The 19,893-nt window shown below is 66.9% G+C and carries 16 protein-coding genes and 3 tRNA genes; 5 read left to right on the top strand and 14 right to left on the bottom strand.

The features are described from left to right. Positions 1-124: 124 nt before the first annotated feature. A complete protein-coding gene (gene rpsB / locus AC50YM_RS09335) occupies positions 125-1,033 on the bottom strand; it encodes a 30S ribosomal protein S2 (RefSeq protein WP_494890324.1) in 909 nt (302 codons plus the stop codon). Positions 1,034-1,560: 527 nt separating this feature from the next. Here rpsB and AC50YM_RS09330 point away from each other — a divergent pair. Beyond that, positions 1,561-2,169, top strand: coding sequence for a M23 family metallopeptidase (locus tag AC50YM_RS09330; RefSeq protein ID WP_494956668.1), 609 nt, complete (start codon positions 1,561-1,563; stop codon positions 2,167-2,169). Between the two features lie 102 nt (positions 2,170-2,271). Here AC50YM_RS09330 and AC50YM_RS09325 read toward each other — a convergent pair whose 3' ends face one another. From AC50YM_RS09325 to AC50YM_RS09300, 6 genes are all read right to left on the bottom strand, one after another. Then, complete coding sequence (locus AC50YM_RS09325) at positions 2,272-3,462, bottom strand: acyl-CoA dehydrogenase family protein (protein ID WP_494956667.1); 1,191 nt, start codon at positions 3,460-3,462, stop codon at positions 2,272-2,274. 307 nt (positions 3,463-3,769) lie between these two features. After that, positions 3,770-3,843 (bottom strand) — tRNA-Ile (locus AC50YM_RS09320). Between the two features lie 81 nt (positions 3,844-3,924). Continuing rightward, a complete protein-coding gene (locus tag AC50YM_RS09315; protein ID WP_494956666.1) occupies positions 3,925-5,121 on the bottom strand; it encodes a glycosyltransferase in 1,197 nt (398 codons plus the stop codon). Positions 5,122-5,192: 71 nt separating this feature from the next. After that, the gene (locus tag AC50YM_RS09310) at positions 5,193-6,122 is read right to left on the bottom strand and encodes a DMT family transporter (protein ID WP_494956665.1); all 930 of its coding nucleotides are present in this window, start codon (positions 6,120-6,122) and stop codon (positions 5,193-5,195) included. Beyond that, the gene (locus AC50YM_RS09305) at positions 6,122-6,751 is read right to left on the bottom strand and encodes a CDP-alcohol phosphatidyltransferase family protein (protein ID WP_494956664.1); all 630 of its coding nucleotides are present in this window, start codon (positions 6,749-6,751) and stop codon (positions 6,122-6,124) included. The genes AC50YM_RS09310 and AC50YM_RS09305 overlap by 1 nt, the downstream gene beginning before the upstream one ends. A gap of 55 nt (positions 6,752-6,806) precedes the next feature. Continuing rightward, positions 6,807-7,706: a phage holin family protein gene (locus AC50YM_RS09300; RefSeq protein ID WP_494956663.1), complete on the bottom strand. Its 900-nt coding sequence runs from the start codon at positions 7,704-7,706 to the stop codon at positions 6,807-6,809. A gap of 183 nt (positions 7,707-7,889) precedes the next feature. Between AC50YM_RS09300 and AC50YM_RS09295 the strand changes: the two genes are divergently transcribed. Then, positions 7,890-9,113: a multidrug effflux MFS transporter gene (locus AC50YM_RS09295; protein WP_494956662.1), complete on the top strand. Its 1,224-nt coding sequence runs from the start codon at positions 7,890-7,892 to the stop codon at positions 9,111-9,113. A gap of 361 nt (positions 9,114-9,474) precedes the next feature. Beyond that, positions 9,475-9,882, top strand: coding sequence for a hypothetical protein (locus AC50YM_RS09290; protein ID WP_494956661.1), 408 nt, complete (start codon positions 9,475-9,477; stop codon positions 9,880-9,882). 89 nt (positions 9,883-9,971) lie between these two features. Here the strand turns inward: AC50YM_RS09290 and AC50YM_RS09285 are convergent. The 7 genes from AC50YM_RS09285 to AC50YM_RS09255 all read right to left on the bottom strand — a co-directional run bounded on the left by AC50YM_RS09285 (position 9,972) and on the right by AC50YM_RS09255 (position 18,032). Further along, positions 9,972-10,044: transfer RNA gene (locus AC50YM_RS09285), tRNA-Asn, on the bottom strand. A 135-nt stretch (positions 10,045-10,179) separates the two neighbouring features. Next, positions 10,180-10,252, bottom strand: a tRNA-Asn gene (locus tag AC50YM_RS09280). Between the two features lie 190 nt (positions 10,253-10,442). Continuing rightward, on the bottom strand, positions 10,443-12,398 hold the full coding sequence (gene dnaG, locus AC50YM_RS09275) for a DNA primase (RefSeq protein WP_494956660.1): 1,956 nt from the start codon (positions 12,396-12,398) through the stop codon (positions 10,443-10,445). A 97-nt stretch (positions 12,399-12,495) separates the two neighbouring features. Then, the gene (locus tag AC50YM_RS09270) at positions 12,496-13,785 is read right to left on the bottom strand and encodes a deoxyguanosinetriphosphate triphosphohydrolase (protein ID WP_494956659.1); all 1,290 of its coding nucleotides are present in this window, start codon (positions 13,783-13,785) and stop codon (positions 12,496-12,498) included. Further along, the gene (gene dusB, locus AC50YM_RS09265; protein WP_494956658.1) at positions 13,778-14,956 is read right to left on the bottom strand and encodes a tRNA dihydrouridine synthase DusB; all 1,179 of its coding nucleotides are present in this window, start codon (positions 14,954-14,956) and stop codon (positions 13,778-13,780) included. Before dusB ends, AC50YM_RS09270 begins: the two co-directional genes overlap by 8 nt. A gap of 64 nt (positions 14,957-15,020) precedes the next feature. Continuing rightward, positions 15,021-16,478 (bottom strand): YibE/F family protein, encoded by a 1,458-nt coding sequence (locus AC50YM_RS09260; RefSeq protein WP_494956657.1) that lies wholly within the window; start codon positions 16,476-16,478, stop codon positions 15,021-15,023. A 180-nt stretch (positions 16,479-16,658) separates the two neighbouring features. Beyond that, positions 16,659-18,032, bottom strand: coding sequence for an FAD-binding oxidoreductase (locus AC50YM_RS09255; protein ID WP_494956656.1), 1,374 nt, complete (start codon positions 18,030-18,032; stop codon positions 16,659-16,661). 257 nt (positions 18,033-18,289) lie between these two features. On the opposite strand from AC50YM_RS09255, the gene AC50YM_RS09250 reads away from it, so the two are divergent. Continuing rightward, complete coding sequence (locus tag AC50YM_RS09250; protein WP_494956655.1) at positions 18,290-19,048, top strand: alpha/beta hydrolase; 759 nt, start codon at positions 18,290-18,292, stop codon at positions 19,046-19,048. Then, entirely contained in the window at positions 19,048-19,893 is an 846-nt protein-coding gene (locus tag AC50YM_RS09245) for a DUF1295 domain-containing protein (protein WP_494956654.1), read from the top strand. Before AC50YM_RS09250 ends, AC50YM_RS09245 begins: the two co-directional genes overlap by 1 nt.

The following is a 19,893-nucleotide window of genomic DNA, read 5'->3' as shown; positions in this document are numbered from 1 at the left end:
GTACGGACTGACAGGACGGCAGCTCACCTGGTGAGCGGCCATCCTGTCAGTTACCCTGCACGGCGTTGAACGTGCGGGAGATCCGGATTTATTTGTCAGCTAGGAAAGCAGACTTTCGGTCTGACTACTTGGCTTCGCCAGCGGCGTCGTCAGCAACCGGAGCAGCTTCTTCAGCCGCCGGTGCTTCCTCTGCAGCGGCGGGCGCAGCTTCAGCCTCTGCCGCCGGAGCGGCTTCGGCGGCCGGAGCGGCAGCAGCCTCTTCGGCCTTGCTGCCTTCGAGGAGCTCGCGCTCCCACTCGGCCAGCGGCTCTTCCGGAGCTTCCGTGGTGCCGGTGGCGCGCTGGTTGCGGGCGATGAGGCCCTCAGCAACGGCGTCAGCAACAACGCGGGTCAACAGGTTGACGGAGCGGATGGCGTCGTCGTTACCCGGGATCGGGAAGTCGACTTCGTCCGGATCGCAGTTGGTGTCCAGGATGGCCACAACCGGGATGTTCAGCTTCTGGGCTTCGTCGACAGCAAGGTGTTCCTTCTTGGTGTCAACGATCCACAGCGCGGAAGGCGCCTTGGTCAGGTTGCGGATACCACCAAGGTTGGTCTGCAGCTTGGTGAGCTCACGGCGAAGAAGAAGCAGTTCCTTCTTGGTGTAAGCGGAACCGGCGACGTCGTCGAAGTCAATCTCTTCGAGTTCCTTCATGCGCTGGATGCGCTTGGAGACCGTCTGGAAGTTGGTCAGCATACCGCCGAGCCAACGCTGGTTGACGTACGGCTGGCCCACGCGGGTGGCCTGCTCGGCGATGGATTCCTGTGCCTGCTTCTTGGTGCCGACGAAGAGCACGGTGCCGCCGTGTGCAACGGTGGCCTTCACGAACTCGTAGGCGCGGTCGATGTAGGACAGTGACTGCTGAAGGTCAATGATGTAGATGCCGTTGCGCTCCGTGAAGATGAAACGCTTCATCTTCGGGTTCCAACGGCGGGTCTGGTGTCCAAAGTGGACGCCGCTGTCAAGCAGCTGGCGCATAGTTACGACGGGCATGCCGGCGCTCCTTCCGGCAGGTCATTCATGAGGCAGCCCTTGGGCTGTCTTACCCTGCCAATAGTTGACGGTTGATTAGCAACACCCAGGCGGGCGGTGCTCCTGGCATCCACTGCGCTTCTTCCCCGGGCCATGGGCCCGGACCGTAAGAGGCGCAGTCCTCCGCACACTGAAGGGTTTAAGCTTCGAATGTGGAGGGCTGGATACGCGTAGTCAGCCACTGCTCCCCCGCACCCCAGAATGAGGCGTGCCGGCTTGAACAATGGATTGATCAAGCGTGAGGGCACAGCAAACTGCTCCACCAAGTGTACTACAGGGCGGCTGGCGGATTGAACGGATTGCGGGGATGCCGGGGGTTGGCTGCGGCCGTTCGGGACCCGAGGCGGCCACTGTGCCGGCGGCTTCTGCGGGGCAGCCTTGGGGTCGCCCTGCGGGTCGTTTCTGGGCCGCCGCGCGGGCCGTCCCTCGTGTCCACATAGCGCGATGCGGTACTTCCGACGATCCGGCGTCGGCGGCAGGCTGGGTCCATGAAGTCTCCGGCGCCCCTTGCCACCCTTATTGCCGCACTGCTGCTGGCGTTCGCACCCGTGACTGCGTCCGGCGGACCTGGTCCGGCAGTCCGCGCCGCGACTGACCCCGCGGTTCAGTCGGCGCTGAGCGCTGTGGCTGGACCGACAGCCGGACCGGCGGATGGTCCGTCCGCCGAGGCAGGCACCTGGAGCTGGCCGCTGGATCCCCGGCCAGAGGTAATTCGTGCCTTCGATCCGCCGGCCCGGCCCTGGCTGAGCGGCCACCGCGGTGTCGACCTCCGGGCCGCGCACGACGGCGTTCCGGTCATCTCGCCGGCCGCCGGCACCGTGAGCTTTGTCGGCGCAGTGGTAGACCGGCCGGTCATCACCGTTGACCACGGCCACGGACTGCGGAGCAGCTTCGAAGCGGTACGCAGCGACCTCAGCATGGGGGCAACCGTCGCGGAGGGGGATGTGCTCGGCTGGCTGCAGCCCGGGCACTGCGGTCCGGCGAACTGCGTTCATTGGGGTGTGCGCCGCGGAGAGGTGTACCTCAATCCGCTGGCCTTCGTGACGGACCTGCGGCCCTCCGTCCTGCTTCCGCCCCTGGATCCCGCACCCGGGTAGGGCATGGGTAGGGGTGACTTTAGGATGAAGGGCCGCGGGCAGTGCTGCCGGCCACCGGGCGCCTGTCGTCTTGGGGCCGACGCGCGCTTCGGAGGCCGTCTCCTAGACGATCGCGGAAATTCCCGTGATCGCCCGGCCGGTGACGAGGGTGTTGATCTCGTGGGTGCCCTCGTAGGAATAGATGGCTTCGGCATCGGAGAAGATCTTGGCCATCTCGTAGTCCGTGACGATCCCGTTGCCTCCGAGGAGGCCGCGGCCCAGGGCGACGCTCTCGCGCATCCGGGCCGTGGTGAAGGCCTTGGCCAGTGCGGACTGCTCGTCCTTCGCCTGGCCCAGATCCTCCAGCTGGGAGAGCCGGACCATCATGCCCATTGAGCTGACGGCATTTCCGAGGATCTGTACGAGCTGGTGCTGCACCAGCTGGAAGGAGGCGATCGGGCGTCCGAATTGGCTGCGCTCCACCGCATAGCGGCGGGCGACGTCGAAGGCCGCAAGCTGCTGGCCGACTGCCTGCCAGGCGACGGCCAGGCGGGTGACTTTGAGGACCTTGTTCGTGTCGCGGAAGCTGTTGGCGTTCGCCAGCTTGAAGAACTCGGGCACGACGACGTTGTCCAGCGTGATGTCGGCGTTCTGCACGGTGCGCAGGGAAATCTTGTTCTCGATCTTCGTGGCGCTGTAGCCCTCGGCTTTGGTGTCGACAAGGAAGCCCTTGACCTGGTTGTCTGCAAGGTCGCGTGCGTAAACGACGACCCAGTCGGAGAACGTGGCATTGCCGATCCAGCGCTTGGCGCCGTTGAGAATCCAGCTGTTGCCCTCCCGGCGCGCTGTCGTCCGGGTGCCGCCGGCGACGTCTGAACCGCCCAGGGGTTCGGTGAGGCCGAACGCGCCGATCTTCTTGAGTGAGTAGATGTCCGGCAGCCAGGCTTCCTGCTGTTCCTGCGAGGCCAGAGCTTCGATGGAGCCGGTGAAGAGGCCGTCATGGACGCCCAGGAACGTTGCAATGGAGGTGTCCGCCCGCGTCAGTTCAGCATGCAGGACGCCCGCAAAGAGGTTGGAATAGCCCTGCCGCCTGACGGGGCTCACCAGGTCGATCTCGGCAAGCTTGGGAATAAGCTCCATGGGGAACTCGCCGCGGTTCCAGCAGTCGGCGGCTATCGGCTTGACCTCACGGGCGAGGAATTCGCGGACTTCGGCGAGCCGGTCCTGCTCCTTGCCGCTGAGCAGCTGTTCGAAGGCAAAGAAGTCGCCGTCGGCGTACGGGAGGTTATTGATGTCGATGTCAGCTTTGGACATGGTGTTCCTTCACGTGTGTTCTGCAGCGACCGGATTGACGCGGACGTCGAACCGGCGGAATGTTACTCACGAGTAACTTACCGCATGGCGTGGAAGCCCTGCAAGTGATGGAGCCGGTGCGCAGGCCGACTATGCAGTCGATCGCGTTACTGGATGGGGACCGCCGACATCAGGCGGGCTCCGGACTTCTGGCAGAGCGGAACCGGTAACGGGGATCGGGAGGGATGAAAAAACAGAGCCGGGGCCGACGTCGAAACGTCAGCCGCGGCTCCTTGGCGGCGGATCCCTGACCGGGTACTGCCGAAAGTAGGGCTACTCGGACTTGAACCGAGGACCTTAGGATTATGAGTCCCGCGCTCTAACCAGCTGAGCTATAGCCCCGTGGCCCGGAAACTGTGCAGGCCCGCAAGAGGCCGGACGGTTTCCGGGCGAAAATCACTCTAACAACAATAGTGGCCAGAGTCAGACAACGAGATCGTCGTAGCTCGCGCCGCGGTACAGATCCTCGAAGGCCTGCAGGGTGCGGCCGAGGCTGTGGTTCTCCACGATCCCCCGGCTCGCCTTGCCCATCGCCGCCAGCTCGTCCGCGGGAAGCGAGAGCACGCGGACCATTTTGGCCGCGAGGTCGTCGCTGTCATTGGGCGTGAACAGGTAGCCGTTTTCACCGTCATGCACGAGGTGAGGCAGCGCCATGGCGTCAGCGAGGAGCACCGGGGTGGAGGCCGACATCGCCTCAAGCGTCACGAGCGACTGCAGTTCTGCCGTGCCGGGCATGCAGAACAGGTCTGCCGCGAGGTAGGCCTGGCGGAGATCGGCGTCGCTGGCCAGTCCCAGGAATTTGACCCGGTCCTGCAGTCCGAGCCGTTCCACCTGGGCTTCGAGTGCCGGACGCACTTCGCCGCCGCCGACGACCTCGAGGTGGATGTCCAAGTCCTGCGGCGTCTTGGCAACAGCGTCGATCAGGACATCGATGTGCTTTTCCTCGGCGAGCCGGCCGACGAACAGCACGGTGGGGCTGGCGTGGGGCTCCAGTTCCTCGCCTGGCTTGAGTTCGTAGGCTGCGGAGTCGATGCCATTGGAGAGCGGCAGCACCTTCCGGAGGAAGGCGTGTTCGTGCATCGCCTTGGCCGCGAGCGGCGTGGGGGTGGTGACGACGTCGGCCTGGCCCATGACCTTGCCCATGTCCTTCCAGGAAATGCGTCCCACGATGTCCTTGAACCACTGCGGGAAGGGCAGGAAGGGGTTCAGGTTTTCTGGCATGAAGTGGTTGGTCGCCACGATCCGGATGCCGCGTTTGACGGCCTCGTACAGCACGTGCTCGCCGATCATGTAGTGGCTCTGGATGTGCACGACGTCGGGCTGGACGCGGTCAAACAGGAGGCTGATTTCCTTCTTGATCTCCCAGGGGAACGTGATCCGGAAGTATTCGTGAGTAGGAACTGAATGCGAACGGATCCGGTGGACTGTGCCTTCGTCGCCGAATTCCGTGTAGCTCTTGCCCTTATCGGGGCGGCAGGCGAGGACGTGCACGTCATGTCCACGCGCCGTCATCCCCTTGGCCAGGCGGTAACTGAACATGGCAGCACCATTGACGTGGGGCGGGTAAGTGTCCGCGGCAATCAGTATGGTCAGCGGGTGCTGGTTGTCGGGCATGGTCACGTGGAGAGCTCCTGGTGGTCACGGTGCGGGCAGCTGGGACGGTAGTGGCCGTCGGCGCAGGCCTGCCAGGCCTACTGCTGAGGACTGGTCTTGTCCTGGGACACCCGGCCCGCGGCCTTCCGCGCGTCCTTCTTGCGCTTGGTGACTTCGGGATGATGCCTGGACAAGGCGATCACTCCCACGATAGCAAGCGAACCGGCCGCCCCCATCCCAATCGCCATCACGGCGTGGACATCGGGGCGCAACTCGCCGAGGATGGTGATGCCGATCGCGATCCCGACGATCGGGTCAATCACCGTCAGCCCGGCAATTACGAGGTCCGGCGGGCCGCCGGAGTAGGCGTTCTGGACAAACCACGAGCCTAGGCCGCCGGCGGCCGCGAGGGCCACCACCGAATACCACGGCACATTCAGCACGCCGAGACCGTTGGGATCCAGCAAATGCTTGCCGATAATGCGGGTCAGGACTGCGACAAAGCCGAACAGGATGCCCGCGCCCAGGATATAGATGAAGGCGCTCATCCGGTGCCTGAACATCAGGGCGAGTGTGCCGAACAGTCCGACCGCCAGGGTCAGCAGCAGCACAATCGTGAGCTCGTCGGAGGAGCTGACCTTATGGTTCTCCTGGGTCACGTTAACCGCCAGCAGCACGAAGAGGGCCGAACCTGTGACGCAGGCGGAAATGGCAACCACCGTCGCCCGGTTGATGCTGAGCCCCTGGTCCTTGCTGTTGACGATTGTGGTGATGACGAGTGCGATCGCCCCGATCGGCTGGACCACGGTCAATGGCGCCATGACCAGTGCGACGGCGTTCATCGCCATGCCAACGCACAGCAGCAGCAAACCGAACACCCAGCGGGGGCTGCGGATCAGGCGGAGCATACCGTGGGTGCTGAGCGCGAGTCCGCCGGTGTCGGCCTTGACCGCACTGCCCTGGCGCTGGGCGCCGAACGCGAGGCAGAACGCGCCCAGCACAGCAAGGAGTACCGCGAACCACACCATCAGCGGATGCCGCCGTCGACCGGGGTGTCCTTGAGTCGTCTGCCTTTGCGGATGATCGCCCAGAAGTAGTTATAACCGGCGATCCAGTGCCCCACGAGCCCCAGCCCGAGGAAGATCCAGGCGGCCACGAAGTACGCCTCGGTGCCAGGGATTGGGAGCTTGGAGAGGACGAGCAGCGGTGTGCCGACCAGGAGGAGTGCCGTCCGGATTTTCCCGATCCTGCTGACCGGCAGGTCGGGGTGGCCGTGGAAATAGTAGAGCGAGAGGGTGAGCAGGATGGCGTCCGGCACGAGCAGGGCCGTGAGGTACCACCACTGCACCACGCCGGCGATCACCAGTGTGACGGCGACCGCGATCAGCGACAGCCTGTCCGCGATGGGATCCATGACCCGTCCGAGGTTGGACATTTGGTCGAACCGTCGGGCGACATAGCCGTCCACCCAGTCCGTGCTGCCCATGATGGCCAGGACGAGGGCGGCGAAGCCGTATTCGTGCGCCCCGAGCACGAGCCAGATGAACAGCGGGACGCCGAGGAACCGCACCACGGTCAACACGTTAGGGATCGTGAGGACCCTGTCGTGGTGGATCTGGGCCTGACCAGGCCGGGAACCAGCACCGATAAACTTCATCCAGGTCCCCTTTCCGTGGCCGGCAACGTTCGGGCGTCGCAGTTCAGCGGGCTGCCTAGCCCTTGATCAGTTTGCGCAGCAGGAACACGAGCGCGGTGGCCGAGGCGGTCAGTGCCACGAGCGGTTTCCACCGCTGGCCCAGCTGGCGGGGAACGCCGGTGCCGGCGCTGTCCGCATTGGTTCCGGCCGACGTCGTGCGCTGTTTCGCGGTGCGTTCAGCCGCGGCCCGGAAACCGGCGATCTTGTCGCTGAGCTGTTCCTTGCCGCCCTGCAGTTTGACCTGGGCCGTTGCAAGCAGTGCCTTCGCCTGGGTCTTGACGTCCAGTTCCTCGTCGAGTTCATCGCGGACTCCGGTGAGGTGCGTGCGGCGCTGGTCCAGCCGGCGACGCAGTTCCGCTTCGGTGGGCGGCGGGCCGAACTCCGGCTCAGCGGCCTTCTTGGCTTCCTTCTCGGCTTTGGCCTTGGCCGCGGCTTCTGCTTTAGCGGCCTTGGCTGCCTTGTACGGCTCGGATTCAGGATCCAGCACGGCGGGATCGAAGGCGGAGCCCGCCTTGGCGATGCCGAGGTCGTACTTGAGCCCGCGGAGGGTATCTTCCGGAACCAGCGGCATGGCTTTCTTGAACTTGCGGACGCCGACCAGGCCGACGATGAGGGCGATCAGCAGGAAGACCCCGCAGACCAGCAGGGCCGCGAGCCAGGCGGGCATGATCGTGGCCAGGCCCATGATGGCGGCGACGATGAGGCCGATGACCAGGAATGCTACGAAGACGATGGCGACGCCGAGAAAGGCGGCGGCAACGCCGACCTGGATGCCCTTGCGCTTGATTTCGACCTTGGCGAGGGCAATCTCGTCGTTGAGCTGCCGCGGAGCCAGCTTGGCAATCAGTTTCAGGGTTCTGGGCAGCGCGGAAATGCGCAGCCCCGCGCTTGTCCCGCCGCTGTGACGTCCGCTCATCGGTCCCGCCTAACTGGTTACATCTGTGATTCCGCTTCCGCGGGCTCGCCGGTCTGGGCAGCTTCATGCACGCCCCGGTGTCAAAACTACCATTCAGGCTCTGCGCCGGGCGCGGCGGCGGGCTGTGGCGCGCCGCCTTCCCGCACACCCGTACGGCTTTCGCGAGCCCTAGGATGGACCTCTGTGACGATACCCAGCAATCCCGGTGATTCTCTGAGCCGGCGCCGCAAGCTCCTCTATATCCTGATGCTGGGCGCCCTGACGGCTTTGGGTCCGTTCACGGTGGACTTGTACCTTCCGGCCTTCCCGGCACTGGAGGAAAGCCTGGGCGTCTCGGAGGCGGCCGTGCAGCTGACGCTGACCGGCACCACGATCGGCTTCGCCCTGGGCCAGCTGGTGGTGGGCCCGCTCAGTGACAAGTTCGGCCGGCGGATGCCGCTGATCCTGGCGACGGCGGTGCACATCGGGGCCTCCCTTGGCGCGGCACTGTCAACCGACATCTCGACGCTGGGCCTTTTCCGGGTGCTGATGGGAATCGGCGCGGCGGGCGGCGGCGTCGTGGCGATGGCCATGGTGCGGGACCTGTTCAGCGGCTTCGCCATGGTCCGGATGTTCTCCCGGATGGCCCTGGTTAACGGCCTGGCACCGATCCTCGCGCCGGTGATCGGTTCGCAGCTGCTGCTGTTTATGCCGTGGCCCGGGATCTTCTTCTTCTTGGCCGGCTACGGGCTGTGTGTCTTCATCGCCGCGCTGTTCGTCGTGCGGGAAACGCTGCCACGCGAACTCCGCGGCAAAACCGGCATGACCGCGCGCCAGCGTTACGGCGTGCTGTTCGCGGACCGGATCTTCGTTGGCCTGCTGATGGTGGGCGGGATGAACTTCGCCGGGCTGTTCACCTACCTTTCCGCGTCGCCGTTCCTGTTCCAGGACGTCTACGGATTCAGCCCGCAGCAGTACGGGCTGCTCTTCGGCGTGAATTCGCTGGGCATCGTCGCGGGCGTGCAGACCAGTTCCCGTCTCGTCCGGCGGATCCCGCCGCAGTGGATCCTGGCTGGATCCACGGCCTGGATGTTCCTCATGGCGGTGCTGATCGTGATCTTCGACCAGCTGGGCTTCGGGCTGTGGGGCGTGATGGTGCCGCTGTGGTTCTACATCCTCGGGGCCGGCTTCACCTTCCCCTGCGTCCAGGTCCTGGCGCTGGCCAAACACGGCGCGCAGGCCGGCACCGCAGCGTCCCTGCTCGGCGCCGCCACCTTCCTGATGGCCGGCCTCATCTCGCCGGTCGTGGGCTGGTTCGGCGTCAGTTCCGCCACGCCGATGGGCGCCGTCCAGGCTGCGTGCATCTTCCTCGCCGCGGCCGCCCTGTGGCTCATCGTCCGGCCCCGCACGGTCCCGTCGATCCAGTAGCCCGTCTGCCCAGACACCCGCTCCCCCGCACCGGCCGCCCCTGCGACACACCCGGCCCCAGGGGGGGACATGTCCAGTGCTCGCGGCCAGGAGTGGGCATAGTGGCATCATGTCCACGCCCCCGTTCGAGCGCGGGGCACGTCCAGCCGGCGGGGTGGGGCCGCCAGGGTGCACCACTGGGGACATGTCCCGTGGTGGAGGCCAGGACTGGGCAAAGTGGCATCATGTCCACGCGCCGGCCCGAGCAGGGGGCATGTCCGCTTTGGGGAACAGTGTGCTCGCTCGCCGCAGACCTTGTCGCCGCGGACCCTGTTGCCGTGGACTCTGTTGCCGTGTGACCTCGGGCGATAAAGTTGTTGATGTGCCCCACTGGCAGGATCATCCGCCCCTCCCCGCCACGTGGCAGCGGTATGACACCGGGATCCTGCCACTGTGGTGGGATCGCTTGTGCAGCCAGACCAGCCAGCAGTCCGCGGCACTCTTCGCGGCCGGGCTGTTCACCGAGGACCGCCGCCGACCGATTGCCCAGTGGTACAACGCGGCCCTGGATGCCGCGCTGCTGGTTGCACCGGAATCCTCCCCCGAGTGGCCCGTGCAGCGCTTCGGCATTTTTTACGCCCCACCGGGGGCCGGCTTCACCCAGGTCCATTCCGCCCCGCACGAGTGGCACCCGCGCGAGCCCCGCAAGTCCCCCACGGAGCATGAAGCCTTCGAGGCGGCCGTGGCGGAGGCCGAGCGGTTCCTGCAGGTAGAGCTGGACTTCGTTTGAACGCAAACTTTTAACACTGTCATGGCGCCGTAAGAGGGCACAAAAAAGGTCCCGCACCCGGGTTCATCACCGGGTGCGGGACCTGTCCGCTCCTCCTGCTGGACTTGAACCAGCAACCCTTCGATTAACAGTCGAATGCTCTGCCAATTGAGCTAAGGAGGAATGAAGCAGGTATGACATTAGCAAAGGTTTTCCCGGTTAGGAAATCGGCCCATCACCCGTCGCGCAAATCGTGGCCATACCCCCTGCGGGTATAAAAAAGCCCCCGTCCCGGTGACCCGGAACGGGGACTACGCGCTCCTCCTGCTGGACTTGAACCAGCAACCCTTCGATTAACAGTCGAATGCTCTGCCAATTGAGCTAAGGAGGAATGAAGCGGATATAAGCCTAACAAACACCCGGCCGGGAAGCGAAATTGCCCCCGGATGGGACGACCAGGCAGGACAACCGGCGGGACGACCAGACCGGACAACTAGGCGGGAGGATCAGGCAGGGCGACCGGCGGGACGACCAGGCAGGACGACCAGTCGGGACAACCGGAGCGGGACAGCACGGGTCAGTCAGGCATCCGAGCGCAGGGATCGTCGCTGCATTTCCAGCTGCATCAGCTCGCGGTTCAGCCGCTGGAACTCCTCCGGGTCGGCGGACGCGTCCAGACGCTGCAGCTGCCCCATCTTGTCGGCCTTCACCCGGGTGATCTGCAGTTCGAACAGGCGCGCGAGGATGTCCCGGCAGTAGCGGAGGACTCCGTCGGCGGTGTTGGCCGGCAGCGGAACCACCGCGAGCTCGGACACGAGCGGGCGCAGCGGCTCGGGAACCTCCTGCAGCAGCTGTTCGACCCAGCGCACCGGGTCGGCAGCAAACGCCAGTCCGGTGGCACGGATGGCCTCGTGGATGGCGAGGTACGCCGGCGTTGAGAACCTAGCCTCGGAGAAACGCTGCCAGGTCTCACCTTCCAGCATTCCTGGCTGCTGCAGAGCGACCTCGAGCGCCTGCCGTTCCATCGCGGCCACGGGGTCGCGCGGGTCGGGCCGGTTGAACGACGGCAGCCCCGGCGACGCCGGCAGGGGGGCAACGCCGGGTGCGGATCGCCCGGCGGGTGCGTACCCTGAGGCCGGGCCGCGGCCCTGACCGTTGCCTTGCGCCGTGTGCTGGCCTGAACCGGAACTTCCCGACGGCGGCTGGGCCGCGCGCTTGGCGGCCGCGCCGACAGCGCGGCTGACTTCCTCGACCGGCATTCCCAGCCAGCCGGACAGTTCCCGGGCGTAGCCGGGTCGGATGGCGGCGTCGCGGATCTGGGCGACGACCGGAGCGGATTCCCGCAGGGCGGCAATCCGGCCTTCAACGGTGTCCAGATTGTGCCGCTTCAGCGCGGCCCGGATGGCGAATTCAAACAACGGGCGCCGGGTGTTGATCAGGTCCCGGACGGCCGCGTCGCCCTTGGTCTGACGCAGCTCGCAGGGATCTGCCCCGTTGGGCTCCACGGCGACGTAGGTCTGCGCGACGAAGCGCTGGTCCTCCTCGAAGGCGCGCAGGGCCGCCTTCTGGCCGGCGGCGTCGCCGTCGAAGGTGAAGATGATCTCGCCGCCGCTGCCGTCGTCCGAGAGCAGGCGGCGGGCAATTTTGATGTGCTCGGCGCCGAACGCTGTGCCGCAGGTGGCGACCGCCGTCGGGATCCCGGCGAGGTGGCAGGCCATCACGTCGGTGTAACCCTCGACGACGACGAGCTGCCGGTCCTTGGCGATGTTGCGTTTGGCAAGGTCGATGCCGTAGAGGACCTGGGATTTCTTGTACAGCGTGGTTTCGGGGGTGTTCAGGTATTTGGGGCCCTGGTCGTCCTCGTAGAGCTTGCGGGCGCCAAAGCCGATCGTGTCCCCCGAGATGTCGCGGATCGGCCAGATCAGCCGGCCGCGGAAACGGTCGTAAATCCCCCGCCCACCTTCGGAAAACATCCCGGTCAGCTTGAGCTCGGGATCCGTATAGCCCTTCCCGCGGAGGTGCTTGAGCAGCGCGTCCCAGCCCTGCGGGGCGTAGCCGACGCCGAACTGGTCGGCCGCGGCGCGGTCGAAGCCGCGGTCGTGCAGGAAGTTGCGGCCCTCGGTGGCACCCGGGGTGAGCAGTTGGGCGCGGAAGAACTCGTCCGCGACCTTGTGGGCGTCGAGCATGCGCTGCCGGCGGCCGACCTCCTCGCGGTTCGGGCCGGAGCCGCCGTCTTCGTAGCGGAGTTCGAAGCCGATCCGGGCGGCCAGTTTTTCGACAGCCTCGTGGAATGACGTGTGGTCCAGTTTCTGCACGAAGGAGATGACGTCGCCGTCCTCGCCGCAGCCGAAGCAGTGGTACCGGCCCACCTGGGGCCGGACGGTGAAGGACGGCGATCGCTCGTCGTGGAAGGGGCACAGACCCTTGTAGGAGCCCAGTCCCGCGACCTTGAGCGTCACGTAGCCGTCGACTACTTCCTTGATGTCCGTGCGCTGGCGTACTTCGTCGATGTCTTCGCGTTTGATCAGGCCGGCCACTGTGCCATCCTAGTCCCGTGCCCCGAGGGCTCCGGCGCGAAACGGGACACTGCGGGCAAGCTCACCCCGCCGGTCATGACGCCCCGCACTCCCCCGGTCACCACAGTGACGGCAGGCTGCCCACGAGCCGCTCGTACATCGCCAACGCTGAGCCGTCGGTCAGTGATGCGACCTGGTCGATCACGACGCGCAGCCGCCCGCCCTCGTCCTCGGCGTCGCGCCAGTCGGCCGCGAACATTGGCTCCAGGTGGCGGTCCCCGGTGGCGCTCACGGCCGTGACGAGGGCGTGCAGGACCTCGCGCTGGCGTTCGTAGATGGGCTGCCGGTGCTCGGTGGTCATCACGAAGGTGGTGGCCAGGCCTTTCATCACGGCGATTTCCATCACGGTCTCGTCCGGCACCATCAGCTCGGCGTTGTAGCGGGTCAGGTTCTCCGGGCCGTACACCGTGCGGGTGGCCGCCAGCGCGCTCTGGCAGAACCGGCCGATCAGCTGGCTGGTCATGTCCTTGAGCGCTGCCATGGATTTGCGACTGCCGTCGGCTTCGCGGACCCACACACTGGTGGCTTCCAGCCGGGCCAGGGCCGCGTCGATCGCGGCCGGGTCGTTGTGTGGCAGGTACCACTGCTTGGCATACCCGACGACGCGGGCGCGGTGGTCCGGGTTGTCCATCCAGCGCAGCTGGAAGTGCCCGGCGACGATCGCGTCCTCGACGTCGTGCACGGAGTAGGAGATGTCGTCGGCGAGGTCCATGACCTGCGCCTCCAGGCAGGAGCGGCGCTCCGGGGCGTCCTCGCGGATCCAGTCAAAGATCGGCAGGTCGTCCTCGTAGGCGCCGAACTTGCTGGTCCGCTCGCCGTGGATGATGGGGGCGTTCTCGGCCGACCACGGGTACTTCGCGGCGGCGTCGAGGCTGGCGCGGGTGAGGTTGAGCCCGGCAGGACGCCCGTCGGGGGCGAGGACCTTGGGCTCGAGCCGGGTCAGCAGGCGCAGGGTCTGCGCGTTGCCCTCGAAGCCGCCGATCGCGTGGGCGACCTCGTTCAGGGCCGATTCGCCGTTGTGCCCGAAGGGCGGGTGGCCGAGGTCGTGGCTGAGGCAGGCGGTGTCCACAACGTCCGGGTCGCAGCCCAGGGCACGGCCCAGTTCGCGGCCCACCTGGGCCACCTCGAGGCTGTGCGTGAGGCGGGTGCGGACGAAGTCGTCGGTGTCCGGTGCCACGACCTGGGTTTTGGCGCCGAGCCGGCGCAGCGCCGAGGAGTGCAGGACCCGGGCGCGGTCGCGTTCGAAGTCGGAGCGGTAGGTGGACTTGGGCGGCTCCTCCACCCAGCGGGCGGTGTCGCGGGCCACGTAGCCGTCCAGCACGGGGGCGGTGGTTCTGGTTTCAGCCACCGGACACGTCCAGTTCCGCGTGGCAGATCTCGCGCGACTGCTCCGCGTCCATGGTGCGGTCCAGCAGCCAATCCTTGGGCAGGGCCACCTTCTTCGGCGAACCTGCGCGGCCGCGGGGGCCCTCGGCGTCCCCTCCGGGGTAGGGCGAATCCAGGTCCAGCTGGTCCAGGGTCCCGCGGAGCACTTCAAGGCTTGTCACCATCGCGAGTTTGGTCCGCAGTTCACTGCCGACCACGTAGCCCTTGAAGTACCAGGCCATGTGTTTGCGGATTTCCCGCAGGGCCTTGCCCTCATCGCCGAAGGTTTCAACCATCAGCTCGGCGTGCCGGTAGACGCTCTCCGCGACCTTCCGCAGGTCCGGCGTGTGCCGCTTCTCGCTGCCCTCGAAGGCGGCCATGAGGTCGCCGAACAGCCAGGGGCGGCCCTGGCAGCCGCGGCCCACCACCACACCGTCCACGCCGGTCTCGCGGACCATGCGGATGGCGTCCTCGGCGGACCAGATGTCGCCGTTGCCGAGCACCGGGATGTCGGGCAGGGCTTCGCGCAGCCGCGCAATCGCCGACCAGTCGGCCTGGCCGGAGTAGAACTGCGCCGTGGTGCGGCCGTGGAGCGCGACGGCCGCGACGCCGGAATCGCGGGCGATCCGGCCGGCGTCGAGGTAGGTGAGGTGGTCCTCGTCGATGCCTTTGCGCATCTTGATGGTCAGCGGGATGTTGCCCTGGGAGGCTTCCTTGACCGCGGTCCGGACGATCGAGGTGAACAGATCGATCTTCCAGGGCAGGGCCGATCCCCCGCCGCGCCGGGTCACCTTGGGCACCGGGCAGCCGAAGTTGAGGTCAATGTGGTCCGCGCGGTCTTCCTCGACGAGCATCCGGACGGCCTGGCCGACGGTGACGGGGTCGACGCCGTAGAGCTGGACGGACCGGATCTTTTCGTCGTCGTCGTGCGAAATGATGCGCAACGATTCCGGTGTGCGCTCCACGAGGGCGCGGGATGTGACCATCTCCGCGACGTACAGGCCGCCACCGTATTCGCGGCAGAGCCTGCGGAACGCGGAGTTGGTGATCCCCGCCATGGGAGCCAGGATCACGGGCGTGTCCACCGTCAGGGGGCCGAGCTTCAGGGGCGGGAGTTCCAGCTTGGGCGCGGGAGGGGTAGCTACAACAGTCACCCGTTCATTGTCTCAAAGCCGGGCAAATCGGCCCGATCCGCGCCGGCTATGTGGAAAACCGGCGTCAGTCCCGCGCGGCGGCGCGGCGGCCACGGCGCCCGGTAGGCGCCTCACTGGCTGCATCGGCGGGCGCGACGGCGTCCTCCACCCGACGCAGGTGGGCCTCGGCCGCCCGCTGGGGGCCGGCGCCGTCGGGAGTGACGACGACGGCGGGGGCGGCAGCCGCGGGGGCGTTGCCGGTGGGCCCGATCAGGGCCGGCCCGACGCCGGCAGCCTTCAGTCCCGTTGCCTTGACCACCAGCACCGCGATCAGCGTGGTGACCGGGATCGCCAGGACCAGCCCCACGGAACCTACGAGCGTGCGGATCACTTCCTCGGAGAGCTCGGCGCTGGTGAGCGCTTCACCGATCGGCCGTTCGTAGAGCATCACCAGGATCAGCACCGGCAGGGCGGCGCCGGCGTAGGCGAAGGCGATGGTGTAAACAGTGGAGGCGATGTGGTCCCGCCCGATCCGCATGGCGGAGGTGAACAGCTGCCGGGCGGACGTTTCCGGGGCCAGTTCCCACAGTTCCCAGACCGCCGAGGACTGGGTGATGGTGACGTCGTTGAGCACGCCCAGGCCGGAGATGATCAGTCCGCACAGGATGATGCCGGAGATCGAAATATTGTCCGAGATGTTCGAGAGGGTGGCGGAATCGTGGCTGCCGACGCCGGCGAGGTTGGCGGCGTCGGTGGCCCAGGCTGCCAGCAGCGCGGTTATCGCGAGCCCGAACATGGTGCCGAGCAGCGCCGTCGAGGTCCGGGCGGAAAAGCCGTGGGCGAAGTACAGCACCCCGATCATGATCACGGTCGATCCCACCAGCGCCAGCAGCAGCGGCGGTTTGCCCTCCACCAGCCCCGGCAGCATGAAGGCCACCAGCACGCCGTAGGCCCCCACGAGCCCGATCAGCGCGCGCAGCCCGCGCCAGCGCGCCACTGCGATCACCACGACGGCGTAGAGGACGGCCAGGAAAATGATCGGCAGGGTCCGGACAAAGTCGACGAAGATATAGGCCGGCGTGCCCTGGGCTTCGGCGCCCTGGGCCTTGGAGAGGTTCAGGTAGCGGATGTTGTCGCCGACCTTCACGCCATGGGATTTGGCGACGTCGGGGTTGATGACCACCTTGACGGGGCTGCCGCCCTTGTCCGGGTCCGTGAACGCAAAGGTGCACTCGGCTCCCTGTTGCGGTGCCGCCCCGGTCCCGGTCTCTCCCTGCCCGAGGGCGTCCATGCAGCTTCCGGTGACCACCCGCTGGATCTTTCCGGTGTCGAACGTGACTCCCGGCGCGGCCGCATAGGGGCTGGCCAGGGTAATCCCCTCCTTGCTGCCCGAGGGCCAGAGCAGGGCCATCGCCACGAGGGTCAGCAGCGTCAGCGGGATCAGGATGGCGGCCAGGATGAGGTTGGCCTTCTTCCGCGCGGCGAGCGCCTCGGGCGACGGATCGGCGTGTCCCTGCGGGATGTGTGAATGTCCGGCGCCCATCAGCAGTTCAACCTCATGCCGAAGACTTTACGGCGTTTCGGGGTGCTCTGATGACCGGGCAGGCGGCGGCCGCACCTTATGACCCATGCCGCCGGGGCGGCGGCGGGCGCACGTTATGGCGCACGACGCCGGGACGTGCGCCGGTGTCTCCCGCGCCCGCCGCGGCCACGCCCGGTCCGGTCAGGCCGGGGTGATGTTCTGGTTGACGTGGAAAAGGTTCTGCGGATCGTACTTGGCTTTCACCTCGCGCAGGCGTTGATAGTTCGGCCCGTAGTTCTCCGCGACCCTGCCCTGGTCGTCGCGATCCATGAAGTTGATGTAACCGCCGGGGGCCGAGTGCGGCCGCAGCGCCTCCGCATATTCGCGGACCCAGGCGACGTTCCTGTCATTGTCGGCCGGGTCCGGCCAGAGGGCGGCAACGACGGGCGAGAACTTCACGTTCCGGTTGGCGAACGCTGTTTCCGTCGGTCCCACCCGCTGGACCGCCCCGTCAATGGGGTAGAGGTGCACGCCGGTCTGCACGGTCGGAATCGTTGGCGCGTGCCGGATGTGCTCCTCGATGGCACCGTCAGTGAGCTCCGGCAGGAAGTCAGCCTTCCAGTAGCCCTGGAGGCCCTTGGGCTGCAGCGCATCGAAGGCTTGGTTCAGGACCGGGTAGGGCATCGGCGCCACCATGGAGCCCGCCACCGGGGCGGCATCGAGGAAGGGCTGCCAGCGGGCGGGTCCCTCGGCCGGGTCGCCGGTCCACATCCCTACCACCACGCAGACCGGCTTGCCATGCCATTCCCCGGGCAGGAACGGCACCGGGGGTCCGAGGGCGAATCCCAGGAAGGCTCCCAGCTCTTCGGGCGCAGACGCCAAGTGGTCCCGATAGAACTTCGCTACCGTTTCGGCATGCTCCAGGGGGTAGGCGATGATGCCGGAATGGACCATGTCCACGGGGTGCAGGCGGAATTCCAGCGAGGTCACGACGCCGAAGTTCCCGCCGCCGCCGCGCAGGGCCCAGAAGAGGTCGTCGTTCTCGCTCTCACTGGCCGTCAGGAACTTTCCCTCCGCGGTGACAACGTCGGCCGAGATGAGATTGTCGCAGCTGAGCCCGTACTTGCGGCTCAGGTAGCCAATGCCCCCGCCGAGGGTCAGCCCGGCGACTCCGGTCGAACCAACGATCCCGCCCGTCGTCGCCAGCCCGAAGGCGTGCGTGGCGTGGTTGAAATCGGCCCAGGTCGCGCCGGCCTCGCTCCTCGCCGTGCCGTTTGCCGGATCGACCCGGACCCCCCTGGTGTTGACGAAGTCGATGACCAGCGCGTCATCCCAGGTCCCGAAGCCCGGGACACTGTGCCCTCCCCCTCGGATGGCGAGGTCCAGGGCGTTGTCCCGGGCAAAGTTGACGCTGGCAATGACATCGGCCACCTGGGATACCCGGACCACGGCGGCCGGTTTTTTGTCGATCATCCCGTTGTGGACCGCCCGCGCGGCGTCGTAGTCCTCGTCGCCAGGGGTGATGACCTGCCCGCGGACCTGCCCGCGCAGACTGTCGAAGCTGTTTCCGTTCATGTCCTGTACCGTCTCATTTTCTGTATCGGGGAAAATGTGTGATGAGACCCGATCCGGACGGTGGCCCGTGCTCCCAGCCGGCAGGAGTCCGGAGGTTTACGAGCACAGGACTACTCTTCCGGCCCGGCTCCGTCAAGAGGATCCGGACTGGACCAGTCAGCGGTCCCATCCTTGGGCGTCTCCGCGCCGAATGCTCAATGGACATGCGGGCCCAGCGCCCTATGGTTGGAATTGACGGACAAGATGGAGGAGACTGCGTGGCCATACGGAAGACAGACGACCGCGACGCTGGTACGGGCGGTCCCGGCGACGCTGCGAAGGCCGTCTTGAGCATCGCAGGGGCCCGCGGGACAACCCGGGGAGTCGCCCTGGTCCTGCACGGCGGACGCTCCAACAGTTACGAATCCGTCCGCGGCGGGCACTTGAGCCCGGCGCGGATGCTCCCGTTCGCCCGCGCCCTCCACAGTGGCGCCGGGTCTGACGGGCTGGCCGTCTGGACCCTCCGGAACCGGTACCGCGGCTGGAACGGGAAGGACATGTCCCCCGTTCAGGACGCCCGCTGGGCACTGTCCCACATCAGCCGCGACCACCCCGGCGTTCCCATTTTTCTCCTCGGCCACTCGATGGGCGGCCTGACCGCGCTCTGCGTCGCGGACCACCCGGAGGTGCAGGCCGTCGTCGCCCTCGCACCCTGGCTCGATGCCAGGACCCCGGTGGAACCCCTGGCGGGCCGGCGCATCCTGATTGTCCACGGGACCGGGGACCGCTGGACCAGCCCCGCGAACTCGCTCGCCTACGCCCGCCGCGCCGAGGGCGTCGCGGAATCCGTGGACTACGTCTCCCTCAAGGGGGCCGGACACTTTATGGTCCGCCGGGTAGGCCTGTGGAACTCGCTGGCCACCAGATTCATCCTCGAGGCCTTCGCCCGAAGCGCCGGGCACGAACTCCCGTCCAGCACGGACACGTTCCGCAGCCTCCTTCCCGCCGCCGGCGCCAGCCTCCCGGTGGTGCTGTGATGCCGGACTTTCCGTTAGTCGCGTTCCTTGCCAGCCTGCCGTGGGTGGCCGCGGGACTCGTCGCGCTGCTTGTTTTGACGTTTGCCGTTGCCGTGCGCCAGAGCCGCCACTCCGTCATTGACACCGTCTGGGGTCTCGGCTTCGTGGTCGTGGCCGCAATCTCCTGGCTGCTGTCGGCCGGACACGGCGACGACGGCCGCCGGCTGCTGCTGCTGGCGCTCGTGGCCGTCTGGGGCATCCGGCTGGGGCTCCACATCGGACTCCGGTCCCGCGGCGGCCACGAGGATCCGCGGTACGTGGACATGCTCTCCACGGCCCCCGGGTCCCGCAACGTGTACGCCCTGCGCAAGGTCTACCTGCCGCAGGGCGTGATCCTGTTCTTCGTTTCGCTCACCGTGCAGGTGGGGATGTTCAGCACCGGAAGCCTCGGCTGGCTGGCCTGGCTGGGTGTGGTGCTCTGGATCGTAGGCTTCGTCTTCGAGACGGTCGGCGACTGGCAACTGGGGCAGTTCAAGTCCGATCCGGCCAGGCGTGGGACCGTGCTCAATACCGGACTCTGGCGCTACACCCGTCACCCGAATTACTTCGGTGACGCGGCCGTCTGGACCGGGATCTTCCTCGTCGCCGCTGATTCCTGGCCCGGCGTGCTGACCGTCCTCTCCCCTGCCCTGATGATCTGGCTGCTCGCCGGCAAGTCGGGCAAGCCGCTCACCGAAAAGGCCATGTCCGGCCGACCCGGCTACCAGGACTATGTGGAATCCACCTCAGGCTTCCTGCCGCTGCCGCCGCGCCGGCCCCAGGGCAGTGGGCCCCGGCCCGGCGGGCAGCAGCCAGGCGGGCGCTGA

The sequence above is a fragment of the Pseudarthrobacter sp. RHLT1-30-1 genome, from assembly GCF_059383415.1.
Note: the sequence above shows the minus strand (reverse complement) of the source record. Positions and strands in the feature narration are given on the sequence as shown.